The 15,982-nt window shown below is 67.4% G+C and carries 16 protein-coding genes; 6 read left to right on the forward strand and 10 right to left on the reverse strand.

Translation table 11 applies throughout. From position 1 onward, the window contains the following. Window positions 1-10: 10 nt before the first annotated feature. The 6 genes from obgE to nepR all read right to left on the reverse strand — a co-directional run bounded on the left by obgE (window position 11) and on the right by nepR (window position 5,138). Window positions 11-1,066, reverse strand: coding sequence for a GTPase ObgE (obgE, locus tag D1604_RS05235; protein ID WP_119412512.1), 1,056 nt, complete (start codon window positions 1,064-1,066; stop codon window positions 11-13). A gap of 48 nt (window positions 1,067-1,114) precedes the next feature. Then, window positions 1,115-2,233 carry an alanine dehydrogenase gene (gene ald / locus D1604_RS05240; protein ID WP_119412513.1) on the reverse strand — a complete coding sequence of 373 codons (1,119 nt, stop codon included), beginning with the start codon at window positions 2,231-2,233 and terminating at the stop codon, window positions 1,115-1,117. Between the two features lie 142 nt (window positions 2,234-2,375). Continuing rightward, window positions 2,376-2,513: an entericidin A/B family lipoprotein gene (locus tag D1604_RS05245; protein ID WP_024355200.1), complete on the reverse strand. Its 138-nt coding sequence runs from the start codon at window positions 2,511-2,513 to the stop codon at window positions 2,376-2,378. Window positions 2,514-2,560: 47 nt separating this feature from the next. Continuing rightward, window positions 2,561-4,246, reverse strand: a complete 1,686-nt coding sequence (phyK, locus tag D1604_RS05250) for a sensor histidine kinase PhyK (RefSeq protein WP_233551906.1) — start codon at window positions 4,244-4,246, stop codon at window positions 2,561-2,563. A gap of 80 nt (window positions 4,247-4,326) precedes the next feature. Next, window positions 4,327-4,935, reverse strand: coding sequence for a sigma-70 family RNA polymerase sigma factor (locus D1604_RS05255; RefSeq protein WP_003169827.1), 609 nt, complete (start codon window positions 4,933-4,935; stop codon window positions 4,327-4,329). Further along, the gene (nepR, locus tag D1604_RS05260) at window positions 4,932-5,138 is read right to left on the reverse strand and encodes an anti-sigma T factor NepR (protein WP_024355198.1); all 207 of its coding nucleotides are present in this window, start codon (window positions 5,136-5,138) and stop codon (window positions 4,932-4,934) included. Before nepR ends, D1604_RS05255 begins: the two co-directional genes overlap by 4 nt. Window positions 5,139-5,334: 196 nt before the next feature. On the opposite strand from nepR, the gene phyR reads away from it, so the two are divergent. Then, window positions 5,335-6,126 (forward strand): anti-anti sigma factor/receiver protein PhyR, encoded by a 792-nt coding sequence (phyR, locus tag D1604_RS05265; protein ID WP_024355197.1) that lies wholly within the window; start codon window positions 5,335-5,337, stop codon window positions 6,124-6,126. Between the two features lie 69 nt (window positions 6,127-6,195). Here phyR and D1604_RS05270 read toward each other — a convergent pair whose 3' ends face one another. After that, window positions 6,196-6,501, reverse strand: a complete 306-nt coding sequence (locus tag D1604_RS05270) for a hypothetical protein (RefSeq protein WP_119412515.1) — start codon at window positions 6,499-6,501, stop codon at window positions 6,196-6,198. Between the two features lie 348 nt (window positions 6,502-6,849). On the opposite strand from D1604_RS05270, the gene D1604_RS05275 reads away from it, so the two are divergent. Continuing rightward, the gene (locus D1604_RS05275; RefSeq protein WP_119412516.1) at window positions 6,850-7,872 is read left to right on the forward strand and encodes an NADP-dependent oxidoreductase; all 1,023 of its coding nucleotides are present in this window, start codon (window positions 6,850-6,852) and stop codon (window positions 7,870-7,872) included. Window positions 7,873-7,889: 17 nt separating this feature from the next. After that, window positions 7,890-8,297, forward strand: a complete 408-nt coding sequence (locus D1604_RS05280; protein WP_024355194.1) for a MaoC family dehydratase — start codon at window positions 7,890-7,892, stop codon at window positions 8,295-8,297. A 159-nt stretch (window positions 8,298-8,456) separates the two neighbouring features. On the opposite strand, the gene D1604_RS05285 is transcribed toward D1604_RS05280, so the two are convergent. Next, window positions 8,457-9,245 carry a SapC family protein gene (locus D1604_RS05285; protein ID WP_119412517.1) on the reverse strand — a complete coding sequence of 263 codons (789 nt, stop codon included), beginning with the start codon at window positions 9,243-9,245 and terminating at the stop codon, window positions 8,457-8,459. Window positions 9,246-9,397: 152 nt separating this feature from the next. On the opposite strand from D1604_RS05285, the gene D1604_RS05290 reads away from it, so the two are divergent. The 3 genes from D1604_RS05290 to D1604_RS05300 are packed head-to-tail and all read left to right on the forward strand — an operon-like array spanning window position 9,398 to window position 11,644. Then, window positions 9,398-9,892 (forward strand): Fur family transcriptional regulator, encoded by a 495-nt coding sequence (locus D1604_RS05290; protein WP_024355192.1) that lies wholly within the window; start codon window positions 9,398-9,400, stop codon window positions 9,890-9,892. Window positions 9,893-9,897: 5 nt separating this feature from the next. After that, a complete protein-coding gene (locus tag D1604_RS05295) occupies window positions 9,898-10,785 on the forward strand; it encodes an alpha/beta fold hydrolase (RefSeq protein ID WP_199683715.1) in 888 nt (295 codons plus the stop codon). 34 nt (window positions 10,786-10,819) lie between these two features. Continuing rightward, window positions 10,820-11,644, forward strand: coding sequence for a hypothetical protein (locus D1604_RS05300; RefSeq protein WP_119412519.1), 825 nt, complete (start codon window positions 10,820-10,822; stop codon window positions 11,642-11,644). Window positions 11,645-11,647: 3 nt separating this feature from the next. On the opposite strand, the gene D1604_RS05305 is transcribed toward D1604_RS05300, so the two are convergent. Then, entirely contained in the window at window positions 11,648-12,811 is a 1,164-nt protein-coding gene (locus D1604_RS05305) for a kynureninase/PvdN C-terminal domain-containing protein (RefSeq protein WP_119412520.1), read from the reverse strand. 136 nt (window positions 12,812-12,947) lie between these two features. After that, entirely contained in the window at window positions 12,948-15,800 is a 2,853-nt protein-coding gene (secA, locus tag D1604_RS05310; RefSeq protein WP_119412521.1) for a preprotein translocase subunit SecA, read from the reverse strand. Window positions 15,801-15,982 lie beyond the last annotated feature (182 nt).

Here is a 15,982-nt window from a genome sequence, read left to right on the forward strand (position 1 = left end):
ATGTGACGGATTAGGGCTGCCAGCCGCCTGGCGTTTCGGGGATGACGTCCTCGCCCTCGTCGGTGACCTCGCCGCGGGTCAGCTTGACCTCCGCCCAGGCGGCGCGCAGCAGATCGGTGACGCCCTCGCCCGAGACGCCGGACACCAGCATGGGGCGTCGGCCCGCGACCGCCTCCAGCGCCGCCGCCTTTTCCTCGCGGGCTTCGGGCGTCAGGGCGTCGATCTTGTTCAGGGCCAGAATCTCGGTCTTGTCGGCCAGACCCTCGCCATAGGCCTCCAACTCGCCGCGGATGATGCGATAGGCCTCGACCACATCGTCCTGCGTGCCGTCGATCAGGTGGATCAGGCTGGCCGAGCGCTCGACGTGGCCCAGGAAGCGGGTGCCCAGCCCCGCGCCCTCGCTGGCGCCTTCGATCAGGCCGGGGATGTCGGCGATGACGAAGCGTTCCGACGGGCTCAGGTCCACCATGCCCAGGTTCGGCGTCAGGGTGGTGAAGGGATAGTCCGCCACCTTGGGCCGCGCCGCCGAGACGGCCGACAGGAAGGTCGACTTGCCCGCATTGGGCAGGCCCGCCAGACCAATGTCGGCGATCAACTTCAGCCGCAGCCAGATCCAGCGCTCCTGGCCGTCCTGGCCGGGGTTGGCGTGACGCGGGGCCTGGTTGACCGGCCCCTTGAAGCGGGTGTTGCCCCAGCCGCCGTTGCCGCCGGACAGCAGCTTCACCTTCATGCCCGCCTCATCAAGGTCGACGAGCACCGTCTCCTTGTCCTCGTCCAGCACCTGGGTGCCGACGGGGACGCGCAGGACCACGTCTTCGCCCTTGGCGCCGTGCATCTGGCGGCCCTGGCCGTGGTGGCCGGTCTGGGCCTTGAAATGCTGTTGGTAGCGGAAGTCGATCAGGGTGTTCAGCCCGTCGGCCGCTTCGACCCAGACATCGCCGCCCTTGCCGCCGTCGCCGCCGTCCGGCCCGCCGTTGGGAATGAACTTTTCGCGGCGGAACGAGACGGAGCCCGCGCCGCCGTTGCCGGAGCGAATATAGATCTTGGCCTGATCGAGGAACTTCATGGGCGCCTTATGGCCCAGAAGCGCGGCGAATTACAGGCGGGTGCGATCTTAGCTGTTCGCCCAGACGCCGAAGGGGTCGCTCCACGCCATGTCGAGAGCTTTGCCGACGGCGGGGTGGGTGATCTCGCCCTTCAGCACGTTCAGGCCGTGGGCCAGATGCGGATCGGTGTGCAGAGCGTCCAGCCCCTGATCGGCCAAGGCCAGACCATAGGGTAGGGTGGCGTTGTTCAGGGCTTCGGAGCTGGTGCGCGGCACGGCGCCGGGCATATTGCCGACGCAGTAGTGGATGACGCCGTCGACCACATAGGTCGGATCATCGTGGGTCGTCGGGCGCGAGGTCTCGAAACAGCCGCCTTGATCGATGGCGACGTCGATCAGGACGCTGTCCTTCTTCATCGACGCCAACTGGTCGCGGCGCACGAGGGTCGGGGCCTCTGCGCCCGGCGTCAGAACGGCGCCGATCACCACATCGGCCTTGGGCAGTTCCTCCTCGATGGCGTGCAGCGAGGAATAGCGGGTGATGACGCGCCCGCCGGTCACTTCGTCGATGTGGCGCATCCGGGGGATCGAGCGTTCCAGCACCACGACCTCGGCGCCCAGACCCACGGCCATGCGCGCGGCGTTCAGCCCCACGACGCCGCCGCCCAGCACCAGCACCCGCGCGGGCGCCACGCCCGGCACGCCGCAGAACAGCAGGCCCATGCCGCCCTTGTGCTTCAGCAGGGTTTCAGCCGCCGAGAAGACGCCTATGCGCCCCGCCACCTCGGACATGGGCGCCAGCAACGGCAGGCCGCCGTTGCGGTCGGTCACCGTCTCATAGGCGATGGCGGCGCAGCCCGAGGCCAGCAGGGCCTTCGTCTGCTCGGGATCGGGCGCCAGATGCAGATAGGTGAAAAGGATGTGTTCCGGCTTCAGCAGGGCGAACTCGGCGGGCTGAAGCTCCTTGACCTTCACGATCATGTCGCTGTCGGCGAAGACGGCGGCGGCGTCGGGGGCGATGCGCGCGCCCGCCTTGATGTAGTCGGCGTCGGTGAAGCCCGCGCCCAGACCGGCGCCCGTCTCGATCAGGACGGCATGGCCGTGGGCGACGTATTCGCCGGCGGCGGCTGGCGTCAGGCCGACGCGGTGTTCATTGGTCTTGGTTTCTCGGGGGGAGCCGACGCGCATTTTTCTTTCAGTGTCCTGGCCACGACGTGGGGCGGGCGGACGCTAAACAAGCGGGCCATGCTGCACCAGAGAAAAATAAAACCCCGCGGACAGAAACGTCCGCGGGGCTGAAAAAGGGTTCGCCCGATCCGGGCGGGGACCTTTAGTTCTTGGCGTCGCGAGCAGCGCCTTCGACCGCCTGGCCGGCGGCCTGGGTGTCTTTGCCGACGCCCTGAATGGTGTTGCAGGCGGCGGTGGTCAAAGCTGCAGCAGCGACGGCCAGAATGATGAGTTTGCGCATAGGAGGCTCCTGTTGGTTCGGGCTCCGCGCCCGTCCTCCATACAACGCTACGCTTGGGGTGCGGTTCCGCTGAGACGGAAGGCTGCGACCTCTCGGACATGGGCGGCTTCGCGGGCTTCGGGGGTGACGAAGGTCAGCCGTGCGATCGAGCCGCCGCCGGGCGCGGGAACGATCCGGGCCTCGCCGCGCAGTTGTTTGGCGAAGGCCATCATCAGGGTGCGGCCGACGCCCGCCTCAATGGCGTCATCCAGACCGGGACCGTCATCCTCAACTTCTAATACGCTAGTGTCGCCATTGACCTTGAAGCGCACCTTCAGTTCGCCGCCGCGTCCGGCGAAGGCGTGTTTCTGGGCGTTAGAAACGGCCTCGACCAGCCACAGGGCCAGGGGCGCCAGCTTGTCGGGGTCGATGATCAGCGGATCGGCCTCGATGGAGGTGGTCACCAGCGGTCCGCGCACCGCCTCGCTTGCGATCAACTGACCGACCAACTCGCGCAGGAAGGTGTCGGCGTCGGCCTCGCGGATATCCTCGCTCTGATAGAGGACGCGATAGATCTGGGCCAGGGCGGTGATGCGCTGTCGCGTGTCGCCCAGGGCTGAGCGTGCTCCGGGGTCGGTCACCGCCCGCTGCTGCATCGACAGCAGGGACGAGATGATCTGCAGATTGTTTTTCACGCGGTGGTGGATTTCGCGCAGCAGGGCGTCCTTCTCCTCCAGCGCGTCCAGAATGTCCTTGTCGCGACGGGTGATGGTCTCGCCCAGATGACCCAGGGTGCGGGCCAGGGTGCGGATTTCGGCCGGGGCGTGCTCGGCCTGGACCGGGCGAATGGAGAAACGACCCCGCGCATAGATGGCGGCCACCCGCTCCAGATAGTCGAGCCAGCGCACCACGATCCGCTCGGACAGCAACATGACGGCCGCAAACGCGGTCAGCCATGCCGCCAGAGGCAGCAACAGGGTGCCGAACGGGTTCAGCCGCGCCCAGGACAGCAGTCCCGGCGCCGGAGCCGACAGCAGGACGAAGACGTCCTGTCCAGCCAGGGGCGCGCCTCCATAGACATGGCGTCGTCCCTGGGCGTCGCGCGCTTCGAACATGACGGCGGCGCCGTCGCGCGCCCGTTCGGTCCAGCCTTCAGCCTGGCGCGCGCGTTTCAAGGCGAAGGGCGCGGGGTCGGTGGCGATCAGAATGTTTCCGGCTCCATCCGTCAGCGCCGCCTGAGAACCAGGGGGCAAGGCGGGGTCGCGGATGTCCGGCTGGAGCACGCGGAAGGGAACTCTCGCCGCCAGCGCGCCTTGAAAGGCGCCCATCGGGCGCTCCCAACGGACGGCGACGATCAGGGATTCTCCGTCGGCCGAACGCTGCATCACAACGTCCTCACCCTCGCTCAGGCGCTGATGCCAGACCTGACCCAGGACGCTTTCGTCCTCTTGCGCCTGACCGGCGTTGCGTGACGCGCAGACGGGAGCGCCTGTCGCGCCGTAGCGCGCCAAGCTTGTAATTCCGTCCATCCGGGCGGCGAGGGCGGTCAGGCGCGCTTCGCAGAAGAAGCCGACCCCTTCAGGCGTCAGGGCCTGAAGCAGCACGACGGTCGAGTTGATCCGGGCCTTGGCGTCGGAGGCGCTGCGTTCGGCCGCCAACTGAAGGTCGATGCGTCGTTCCTGCTCCTGTTTGCGGAACTCCGCCTCGGTCTGGATCACGCCGAGCAACAGGATGGGCAGCAGACCCAGGGCCATAGCCAGGCCCAGGCGGAATCGGATGCCCTGGACGCTGCGGCGCCCGAGCTTTCGGCCCAGAACCCGGCCGACCCTCACCGCTATTTGCGCCCGGCGCCGCTTAGTCTGTCCGCGTCGGCCAGAATCGAGCGCATGGCGTCGCCCGCCGATTGGCCGTCGCGCGCATAGCCGCCGCGCTCCAGCGTGGCCTGCAGCGCCTTGCGCGCTCGCGACACGCGGCTCTTCACCGTGCCGACGGCGCACTGGCAGATTTCAGCGGCTTCTTCATAGGCGAAGCCCCCTGCGCCCACGAGGATCAGGGCTTCACGCTGCTCTTCCGGCAGGGATTTCAGCGCCTGACGCAGTTCGTCCAGGGCCACGGGCGCTTCGGGGTCGTCGACGGCGATCAGGGTGCGCTCCGCGGCTTCCTGGTCCAGTTGGGTCTGGCGCCACGAGCGGCGCTTTTCAGAATAGAATTGGTTGCGCAGGATCATGAAGGTCCAGGCCTTCATATTGGTGCCCATCTGATAGCTGGCGCGGGCGTCCCATGCCTTCATCATGGCTTCCTGGGCCAGGTCATCGGCGGCCGTCGGGTCGCCGGTCAGGGTCCGGGCGAAGGCCCGCAGGTGGGGGATCAGGGTGACGAGTTCAGCTTTGAACGCGTTGTCGTCTGATGACGAGGGCCGGGCGGCGGGGGTCGTGGTGGTCACTGCCCCTCCTTGGCGGATGCGCCCTGATCGGCGCGGCGAAGGATTTCCAGAAATTCGTCCGGCACCGGCTCGTTGACGACTTCGTCGAACATATGGCGCAGCTTCACGCCGATGGCTTGCTGACGCAGACGGACCTCTTCGAGATCGCGTTCGTTCGAGGTTGACCCGCTTTTACGCGCGGGGTTGTCCTTAGGTTCGATCATGGAGTGTCGGCCGCCGCCCAAGCCTTATGAAGTCGTTCATAGAGACGCAGAACGCCGCCTCGCCAATAGAGTTCCTACGCCGTTGCGGTTTTATGCTCAAGCTGGACGACGCTCACGGAACCGTGGCGTGTCTGGTACGTTGTCGTCCTCTAAGCCTGTCTCATCAGTGGAGACGGGCGCCGTCGGGGAAATACATATGAGTCTTCTGGCCAGACTTGCGCCGCATCTGCCCTATGTTCGCCGTTACGCTCGCGCCCTGACGGGCGATCAGAGCACGGGCGACAACTATGTCCGCGTCGCGCTTGAGGCGCTGGCGGCGGGCGAGCGGCAACTGCCCGCCGACATGACGCCGCGGGTGGCGCTCTATCACGTCTTTCACACCATCTGGTCCAGCACCGGGGCCCAGCTGGAAAGCGGCGGAGCGGCCGAAGGCGATGACGCATCGCGTCGCCTGCTGCGCATTGCGCCCCAGTCGCGTCAGGCCTTCCTGCTGACGGCGCTGGAGGGCTTTACGCCGTCCGAGGCCGCCCAGATCCTGGCCGTCGATCCGCGCACGGTCGAGCGCCTGATCTCCGAGGCCCAGTCCGACATCGACGCCGAACTGGCCACCGACGTGCTGATCATCGAAGACGAGGCGATCATCTCGGCCGACATCGAAAGCCTGGTGAAGGAGCTGGGCCACCGCGTCACCGGCACCGCCACCACTCACGATGAGGCCGTGGACGCGGTTTCGCGGCATGCGCCGGGGCTGGTTCTGGCCGATATCCAACTGGCGGACGGGTCTTCGGGCATCGACGCGGTCAAGGATATCCTGCGCAAGTTCGACGTGCCGGTCATCTTCATCACCGCCTTCCCTGAGCGGCTGCTGACCGGCGAAAGGCCCGAGCCGACCTTCCTGATCACCAAGCCGTTCCAGCCGGAAACGGTGAAGGCGGCGATCAGCCAGGCGCTCTTCTTCCATCCCTCGCGCCAGAAGGCGGCCGCCTGAGCAGGGCGGCGCCCCCGACCCCTTTGAAGGGCTCCGCTGCGGCGGGGCCCTTTTTTGCCGGGCGGAAGCTCAGGCGGCGGGAGAAGCGTCGACCGGCGGCGGCGTCGCCTCCGGGCCGGCGCTGCGGGCGGCCCGGTCGGTGTCCACGACGGGCGGCGCCTCAGGCGTCATGCTGGCTTCCTCGGCGGTTTGACGCAGGCTGGCGTTGTTCACCGCCCAGAGGCCGAGCAGCAACACAGCGGCCGCCCCCGCCGATATGATCAGCAGCATGAGGATGCGCCGTCCGCCCCGGCCCTGGCGTACATACTGGGCCTCGACGGCGTGATGGGTTTCCACGGCGTCGGCGGAGTGGGAGTGCGGGTCTTGATGCGTCATCGGCTCGCGTCCTTGTCTATTCGTCTTATCGGCGGTGTCCCAAGGCGAACGTCGCGGGCGCCCGGCCGTTCCGCTCCAATCCAATCCGGCGGGTTCAGGCGGATTCGACGACGGGAACTGACTCGCCTGCGCGCCGTTATCTGATCGCCGAGAGCGATTCCCCCGCCGACCGCATGGTCGGTCTTTGCTCTCGCCTCATTCTCGATGATGCGACTCCTGGCGGATCCCCAAAAAAGGGTCCGCCTTCTTTTTTGCCTGAGGATCAGGCGTCGCCGTTCGCCGGCTTGCTCTGCGGGCGAGAGGCGCCACTATGGGTTCTGAAAGAAAACCCTGATGGGAGACAGACTGATGAGCTTGCGCAACCGACAGTGGATCCTGCGTCGCCGACCGCATGGGCTGATTCAGGAGGGTGATCTGGAACTGGCCGAAAGCGTCGTGCCCAACCTGAAGGACGGAGAGGTCCTGGTCCGCACGATCTATCTGTCGATCGACCCGACGAACCGCACGTGGATGAATGATTCCGAAGGCTATCTGCCGCCGGTGGGGTTGGGCGACGTCATGCGCGGGCTGACGCTGGGGGTGGTCGAGCAGTCACGCGGCGAGCGGTTCAAGGAAGGCGATCTGGTCACGCCTCTGTCCGGCGCCTGGGCCGATTACGCCGTCGTGGCCGAGGCGGGGCTGCGCCCCGTCCACCGCGCGCCGGGCCTGCCGCTGACCGCCAATCTCTCCGTCCTGGGGATGACCGGCATGACGGCCTATTTCGGCGTCACCGACGTGCTGAAAGCCAAGGCGGGCGAGACCCTGGTCATCTCGGCGGCGGCGGGCGCGGTCGGCTCCATCGCCGGGCAGGTGGCCAAGCAGCGCGGCTGCCGCGTCATCGGCATCGCCGGCGGCGCCGAGAAATGCCGCTGGCTGACCGAAGAGCTCGGTTTCGACGGCGCCGTTGATTACAAGAGCGAGGATGTGGGCGACGCCCTGGACCGCCTGGCGCCCGACGGGATCGACCTCAATTTCGAGAACGTCGGCGGCGACATCATGATCGCCGTCTGGAACCGGCTGAAGGTGCACGGCCGCATGGCCGTCTGCGGCCTGATCTCGGCCTATAACGCCACGCGGATGCCGCCTTCGCCCAATTTCTCGCGCATCATCACCCACCGTCTGGACGTGCAGGGCTTCCTGGTCCTCGACTACGCCCACCGCGCCAAGGAAATGGTCGCCGAAATGGGCCCGTGGCTGGCCGACGGCAAGGTCCAGTGGAAGGTGCACGTCGACGACGGCCTGGAAGGGGCCGTCGGCTCGCTGAATCGCTTGTTCACCGGCGACCATGACGGCAAGCTGATGGTCCGGGTGTCGGAGGAGCCGGCGGCCTGAGCGAGGAAGAACCGCGCATGACCGAACCGTTGCATGTCCATTTCGAGGATCTCGAGATCGGCCAGGTCATACCGCTGGGCGCTTGCGCCGTCGATGCGGCGGCGCTGGACCTGTTCGCCGAACGCTTCCTGCCGGGGTGGGACGTCGCCTATGGCGCGCCCGAGGCCATGGTCTACGCCCTGTGGAGCCGCCTGTCCGCCGACCGCATGGGCGGCTGGGCGGGGTCCAAGACCCTGGCGGTGGATGGCCTGCGCTTCCTGCGCAATCCTCCGGCGGGCGAGTTGCTGCGCGGACGGCTGACGGTGATGGGCAAGGACCCGGTCGGCGACGAAAAGGGCGTGGTCATCGCCCAGCAGGACATTCTGGACGAGGCGGGCCGACTGGTCTTCTCCTGCCTGACCCGCGCCCTCGTGGCCCGCCGCTAAACCCCTTTTCCCCTTGTGGCATAGCCGAAAAACGCCCCGCCAGCAGCCTGACGGGGCGTCTTCATTTCATCGCTTTATCCGGGCCTCAAGCAGCGCGAATGCGCGTTAGGCCCGCTTCAAAGAAGCCTCAAGCAGCGCGAATGCGCGTTAGGCTCTTAATCAAGCGTTGGCGGCGACCGGCTGCGAGGCGGAGCGGGTCAGGGCCATGGCGATCAGACGGTCCCAGCCCAGCAGCGACACCAGATGGGCGTAGATCTGGCCCAAGGCGCCGTTGTCGCGCAGTTCGGCCAGCTTCTCGACCGGCAGGGCCTTCAGCTTGTCTTCCGACACGGCGAAGTATTCGGCGATCTTTTGAGGCGCGCCGGGCGAGCCGTCGGCGTTGCGCGGGGTGAAGGTGGCTTCACGCACCTCGAACAGGTCCAGTTCCTTGAGCAGGTTGACGAAGGACTCGGTGCGTGCGCGCTCCTGCTCGAAGTTGTTGCAGAACTCCATGCCGAAGTTGACGTAGCCGCTGGGCTGGCCGTTTTCGAACAGGGGCGTCTCGCCGCCTTCGACAACAAAGGGGGCGGCGCGGTCGATGCACAGCACCATGCGCTTCTGCTCTTCGTCATTGGCGAAGACGAAGGGGTAGCGGCGGACATAGGCCGGGATATAGGCGTCGGGGCGGAAGTCGCCGTTCTCGATGAACAGGTTCTCGGCCTGGTTCAGGCCCATGGCGGCGACCGGCTGCTTGGCGTCGCCGACGAAGATGATCGGATAGGACAGGGCGGCCGGGGCGAACTCCGTCACCGTCAGCGGCACGACGTGGGTCTGGGCCACGAAGGCGTAGGGCTTGTCCGCGGGCGTCACGCCCAGCTTGCCGTGCACGTCAGCCGACAGCGGCTCGGGCTGGGAATAGAACAGGACAGTGCCCGACAGGGGGCTGTTCGCTTGGGTCGCGTCGGTCATGAAATAGGGTCTTCTGAACAGAAAGGACGGTTCTTCTAGCCCAAGGCCGGGGCCGCCGCAAACGCCGCTGTTTGGCCACAATGAGCCCCGATCGAGCCTGCGGCGCGCGGTCCCGGTTGCGGCGCGGCTCCGGACCCCCTAGCTCTTAGCTCATGGGCGACGCCTGCGATCATGATCATATCGACAGCCGACCCGGCGCCGCCGAGGTCGAACGGGCGATCGCCGCCGTCGAGGCGCGGTTTTCGGCCGATGGCGACCGTATGACCGCCCCGCGCCGCCGCGTGCTTGAACTGCTGCTGTCGGCCGCCGAGCCGGTCAAGGCCTATGACCTGATCGCCCGCTATGGCGTCGATGGTCAGGCGGCCAAGCCGCCGACCGTCTATCGCGCCCTTGAGTTCCTTGAGAAGCGAGGTCTGGCCCACCGCATCGCCTCCATCAGCGCCTACGTCGCCTGCACGGCCGACGCCTGCGCGCCAGGCGGCCATGCGGCGGCCTTCCTGATCTGCGACTGCTGCGGCGCCACCGAAGAGGTGGCGGTCCCCGGCGCCGATGTGATCGCCCAGGCGGCCGCGAAGGCGGGCTATGCGATCGAGCGCACCACGATCGAAGGCCACGGCCGGTGCGGCGCCTGCCGCGTGGCGGCCTGAACTCGATGGACGCCTTGGCCCTGTCGGCGCCGCGCCGGATCAGCGTGCCGATCGACAATCGCTGGGGCGCGGGCGACATGGCCGTGCTGGACTTCGGCGATCCCAAGCGGCCGGTTGACCTGATCTTCGTCCACGCCAACGGCTTCAACGCCCTGACATACCGCTCCCTGCTACAGCCGCTGTCGGGCGCGCTGCGCATCTGGGCGCCGGATCTGCGCGGTCACGGCCGGACGCGTCTGCCCGCTCTTCCCGACGGCCGCCGCAGTTGGAAGGATCATCGCGACGACCTGATCTGCCTTCTGGAGGCGATCGACGGCCCGCCCGTCGCTCTGGCCGGCCATTCCATCGGTGGGACCAGCGGCCTGATGGCCGCCGCCGAGCGCCCGGATCGGGTCTCGCGTCTGTTGCTGCTCGATCCTGTCGTCTGGCGTCGCGAGATGGTGTGGGCGATGAACCTGCCGCTCGCCGGCCTGCTGTCCCAGCGCTTTCCCATCGTCGCCAACACCCTGCGCCGCCGCGCCCTGTTCGACAGCCGTGAACAGGCGATGAGCGCCTATCGCGGACGCGGCGCTTTCAAGGGCTGGCCGGACATGATGCTGGCCGACTATCTGGCCGACGGTCTCGTCGAGACGGATCGCGGGCTGGAGCTGGCCTGCGACCCGGCCTGGGAGGCGTCCAACTACGCCGCACAGGCGCACGATCCCTGGCGGGCTCTGGCGAGCTATCCGGGCGCCGTGCGGATTCTCAAGGCTGAGACAGGGGCCTTGTGCGCCGTCGCGCCGTCGTCGCGCCGCCGGAATGTCGAGGTCGAGACCGTGGCGGGCGGCGGCCACCTGTTCCCCATGACCCATGTCGAGCTGACGCGCGACGCCCTGCTGGATCTGGCGGTCTGACAGCCGCGCCATTCGGTGCTAGGCCTTGGCGGCGATGACCTCCGCCGCCCTGAACTCATCCTCTCATACGGACTGGCCGCGCCTGCTGCTCGGGACGCTGATCGGCGTCGTGCTGGGTCTGCTGTTGCTCGGCGTGGTTCTGGCGGCCTGGTGGCTGGGCGTGGCGCGGCACGATCTTCAGCGCCTGACGCCGCCTGAAGGGCTGGAGGCGCGGCTGGAGCAGGCGGCGGGTCCGGCGGCCTTCGGCCTGACACCCGTCTATGTCTACGACCCGGACGGCGCGGGGCGGGACTGGCTGGCGCAGACGGCGCCGCTATGGGAGGCGCAGGGGCATGAGGTCCGCGCCATCCCGGCCGCCGCCGATGAGGCGTTGGAGAAGAATCTGGCCGGCCTGGCCCAACGTTGGGCCGAGCCGCCGCGCCGACCGCTGATCCTGTGGCGCGAGGGCGAGGATCTGGTTCTGTGCCGTTGCGACAGCCCCCGCGCGCGAACCCAGGCGCGTCAGGCGCTTGAGGCCCCGTCGCTTGAGGCCCCGTCGCCTGACGCGGAAGCCGTGCTGACCGCCCCGGCTGCGGCGCCGCCCGCGCGCCGCCCGCGCCTGCCGCCTGCGCCGAAATATCCGACGCTGGGCCCGCCGCCGAAAGCCGAGGCGAGCGCGCCGCCGCCGCCAGCAGCCGCCGCGCCGACCCCACGTGCGACCCCGACGCCACGACTGCCGGGCGACCCGGCGCCGACAGCGACCGCACAGCCTGCGCGGGCGACGCCGCCTGCCTCAGCCCCGGCGCCCCGCCGCGAGCGTCAACCGCGCCGTACCGATCCGCCCGAGGCTCGCCGAGACGCCGACAGCCTGTTCTTCTGAAACCTAGTCCAGCCGGGCGCAGGCGTGGATCAGCCGCTCCACGTCTTCCTCGCTCTGATACAGGCTGAAGCCGAAACGGATGACGTCGTCGCGCACATCAGCGATGACGTTCATCTCCTGCAGTGCCGTCTTCCAGGGCGGAGCGTCGGCGTGGCGAAGGGCCAGGAAGCGGGCGCGGGGAGCCTCGCCGTCGACCGGGTTCAGGATGTCGGCCTGTGACAGGCCGCCCGCTTCTCCGCCTTCAATCGCCGCCTGGAACCGCGCCTGAAGGCCGCGCGCGTGGTCGGCGATCATCGCTGTGGTCAGGCCGTGCTGATCCAGCATCGCGCGCACGGCGTTGAAACGGTAAAGTGCGCTGGCGTCGAAGGTGGCGCCCCAGAACCGGCCGCCGTCGGTGCGGTATTGAACGCCGCCGGGCGGGCCTTCCAGATGGCCGAACTCGGCGAACCAGCCGGTCACGACGGGGCGCGGCCCGAAGCCGGGCGGGGCGTGCAGGAAGCAGGCGCCTTCACCCGCCATGGCGTATTTATAGCCGCCCGCCAGATAGAAGATCTTGTCCGCCACAGTCGACAGGTCGGTCGGCGTCGCCATGAAGCCGTGATAGCCGTCCACGACGACCCACGGCCCCGCCGGGTCGGCCAGTTCCGCCAGTTCGGCGATGCGATCGAACAGGCCGCCGGTACGGAAGAAGACCTGGCTGACGAAGATCAGATCGTGCCCGCCCGCTTGCGCCGCCGCGACGAACCGCTCGGCGAAGGTCTCGAACGGGCCCAGGGGCACGCGGGTGACGACGGCCTGACCGGCCTCTTCCCAGCGCTCCGACTGGCGGCGGAAGGAGTGGAACTCGCCGTCGGTGGCCAGGATGCGCACGGGCGCCTTGTCGACCGCTGAGACGATGCGCAGCAGGATCTCATGGGTGTTTGGTGCGAAAATCAGGCTGTCGGGAGAGGGCAGGCTTAGCTCGCGCGCGACGTGTCCCTGAGCCTCGGGGATGACCTCGCCGAAGATCAGGTCCCATTTGCGATCGGCGAAACGATTGGCCTCGGCCCAGGCCCGGACCTGGCCGTCGAAACTGGCGTCAGGCCACAGATGGTGGCTGTGGGCGGCGAAATGCAGGCGCTCGGGATCAAGACCGAGCGCGCGCGAGAACAGGGGCTTGTAGTTCATGAGGGCAGGCTAACGCGCATGATGGGCCGCGTCACGGGCCAAAGAAAAAGGCGGGCCGCCTGCGCGAACCCGCCTCTCTCAACTCAGCCTTCGGCGCTCAAGCAGCGAGCGTAGCGCCGCGCGCGTCAGCGCGCCCTTAAATCAAACTGCCGTGGCAGTGCTTGAACTTGCGGCCCGAGCCGCAGGGGCAGTCGGCGTTGCGGCTGGTGCGCTCCCAGTCGGCGGGCAGGGCCTCGACCGGCAGTTTCGAACGATCATCGCCGGTCAGCATGCCTTCCGGGTTCTGGGCCATCGGGTTGGCCATTTCGTTCTCGCCGGTGCCGGGATTCAGGTGGATTTCCTGGAACTCGGGCATTTCCATCGCCGGCGGCGCCTGGAACTGGAACTCGACCGTCATCAGCCAGCGCGTGACGTTGTGGCGCAGGTCGTGCAGCAGCGTCTCGAACAGGTTGAAGGCTTCGGTCTTGTATTCGTTCAGCGGGTCGCGCTGGCCGTAACCGCGCAGGCCGATGACGCCGCGCAGGTGGTCCAGGTGGACCAGGTGCTCGCGCCACTGCATGTCGATCATCTGCAGCATGAACTGCTTTTCGAGGCCGCGCGTCTGATCGGCGCCGATCAGCTCCAGACGCTCGGCGGCGCGGGCGTCGGCGGCGACGGTGATGCGCTCTTCGATCTCTTCGTTGGAGACGCCTTCTTCGGCGGCCCAGTCATGCAGCGGCAGCTCCAGGCCCAGCGTCGAGCGGACCTTCTCGTCCAGACCGTCGATGTCCCACTGCTCGGCATAGGCCTTGGGCGGCATATAGCGTTCGACCAGGTCGTTGATCACGTCGCTGCGGAAATCGGCGACCAGTTCCGACAGGTCGGTGGAGTCCATGAACTCCTGGCGCTGTTCGAACACGGCCTTGCGCTGGTCGTTCACGACGTCGTCGTACTTCAGCACGTTCTTGCGCATGTCGTAGTTGCGGGCTTCGACGCGCTTCTGGGCCGTCTCGACGGCGCGGTTCAGCCAGGGGTGGCTGATGGCCTCGCCCTCGGCCACGCCGAACTGGCGCATGATGGCGTCCAGGCGGTCGCCGGCGAAGATGCGCAGCAGGTCGTCTTCACACGACAGGTAGAATTTCGAGGTGCCGGGGTCGCCCTGACGGCCGGTCCGGCCGCGCAGCTGGTTGTCGATGCGGCGGCTTTCGTGGCGCTCGGTGCCCAGAACGAACAGGCCCCCGGCGAGCAGGGCCTTTTCCCGGGCGGCGGCGATCTCGGCCTTGAACTCGGTTTCCTTGTCGGCCAGCGCCTCGGGCGGGACCTCCATCGCCATGTTGCGCTGTTCCTGAACCCAGCGCTGGATACGCATGTCCAGGTTGCCGCCCAGCTGGATGTCGGTGCCGCGGCCGGCCATGTTGGTGGCGATGGTCACCGCGTGCGGCAGGCCCGCTTCAGCGACGATGTAGGCTTCCTGCTCGTGCTGGCGCGCGTTCAGGACATTGTGCGGGATGCCGCGGCCGGTGACGTATTCGACGTCATAGGCCAGGTCGCCGACCTTCTGGGCTTCCTTCTCGCGGCCTTCGTACTCGGGCTTCACCTTGCGCGAAACCTCGACCTGATAGTCGTAGGTTTTCAGCAGGTCGGACAGTTCTTCGGACTTTTCGATCGACACCGTGCCGACCAGGATCGGCTGGCCGCGGACATAGCAGTCGGCGATCTGGGCGGCGATGGCGCGGTTCTTCTCGGCGAAGGTGCGGTAGACCTCGTCGTCGTAGTCCTTGCGCAGGATCGGACGGTTGGTCGGCACTTCCAGGACGTCCATCTTGTAGATGTCGAGGAATTCCTGGGCCTCGGTCGCGGCGGTGCCGGTCATGCCGGACAGCTTTTCGTAGAGGCGGAAATAGTTCTGGATCGTCACCGAGGCCAGGGTCTGGTTCTCGGGCATGATCTTGACGTCTTCCTTGGCTTCGATGGCCTGGTGAAGACCTTCGGACAGGCGACGGCCCGTCATCATGCGGCCGGTGAATTCGTCGATCAGGACGATCTCGCCGTCCTTGATGATGTAGTCCTTGTCGCGCTGATAAAGGGTGTTGGCGCGCAGGGCCTGGTTGACGTGGTGGACCAGGCTGACATTGGCCGGGTCGTACAGGTCGACGGTGTCCTCGGCGAAGTGGCCGCCTTCCTCCAGCACCTGCTCCATGCGTTCCGAGCCCAGCTCGGTCAGCAGGGCCTGGCGCTGCTTCTCGTCGAGGTCGTAGGTGTCCTTGTCCTTGACCAGTTCCTTCACCAGGGCGTCGACGATCTTGTACAGGTCTGAGCGGTCCTCGGTCGGGCCCGAGATGATCAGCGGCGTGCGCGCCTCGTCGATCAGGATGGAGTCCACTTCGTCGACGATGGCGAAGTGGTGGCCGCGCTGCACCATCTCGCGACGGTCGTAAACCAGGTTGTCGCGCAGATAGTCGAAGCCGAACTCGTTATTGGTGCCGTAGGTGATGTCGGCCTGATAGGCCATCTGGCGCTGACCCTGCGACAGGCCGTTGACGATGACGCCGACCTCAAGGCCCAGGAAGCGGTAGACCTTGCCCATGGTCTCGGCGTCGCGCCGGGCCAGGTAGTCGTTGACGGTGACGACGTGAACGCCCTTGCCCGCCAGGGCGTTCAGATAGACCGGGGCCACGGCCACCAGGGTCTTGCCTTCGCCGGTCCGCATCTCGGCGATGCCGCCTTCGTGCAGGATCATGCCGCCGGCCATCTGCACGTCGTACTGACGCTGGCCCAGCACGCGCTTGGAGGCTTCGCGCACGACGGCGAAGGCCTCGTTCTGCAGCTTGTCCAGGCTTTCGCCGGCTTCGACGCGATCCCGGAAAGTCTGCGTCATCATGCGCAGTTCGTCGTCAGAGAAGGCCTCGAACTTGGGTTCAAGGGCGTTGATCTTCTGGACCTGGGCCTGGAAGGCCTTGACCTTGCGGTCGTTGGAGGAACCGAGAAGTTTCTTGGCGAAGCCGAGCATGGGCGATCCGGGTCAGGCGGTCGAGCGGCTGAAGGCTCTGAGAAAGACAGGTTTCGCCCGGTCGGGAGGCCGCGATCACGCCAGCCCCAGGCCTTCCCTGCAGTCAGGGCGCGCGAAGGGCCGCGCATACGATCGAAAATCCCTCGACTTGGGCGCAGGCGGGACTTAAGCACCGCCCTTAC

The sequence above is a fragment of the Brevundimonas sp. LPMIX5 genome (genome assembly GCF_003576505.1).
GTDB lineage: Bacteria > Pseudomonadota > Alphaproteobacteria > Caulobacterales > Caulobacteraceae > Brevundimonas > Brevundimonas naejangsanensis.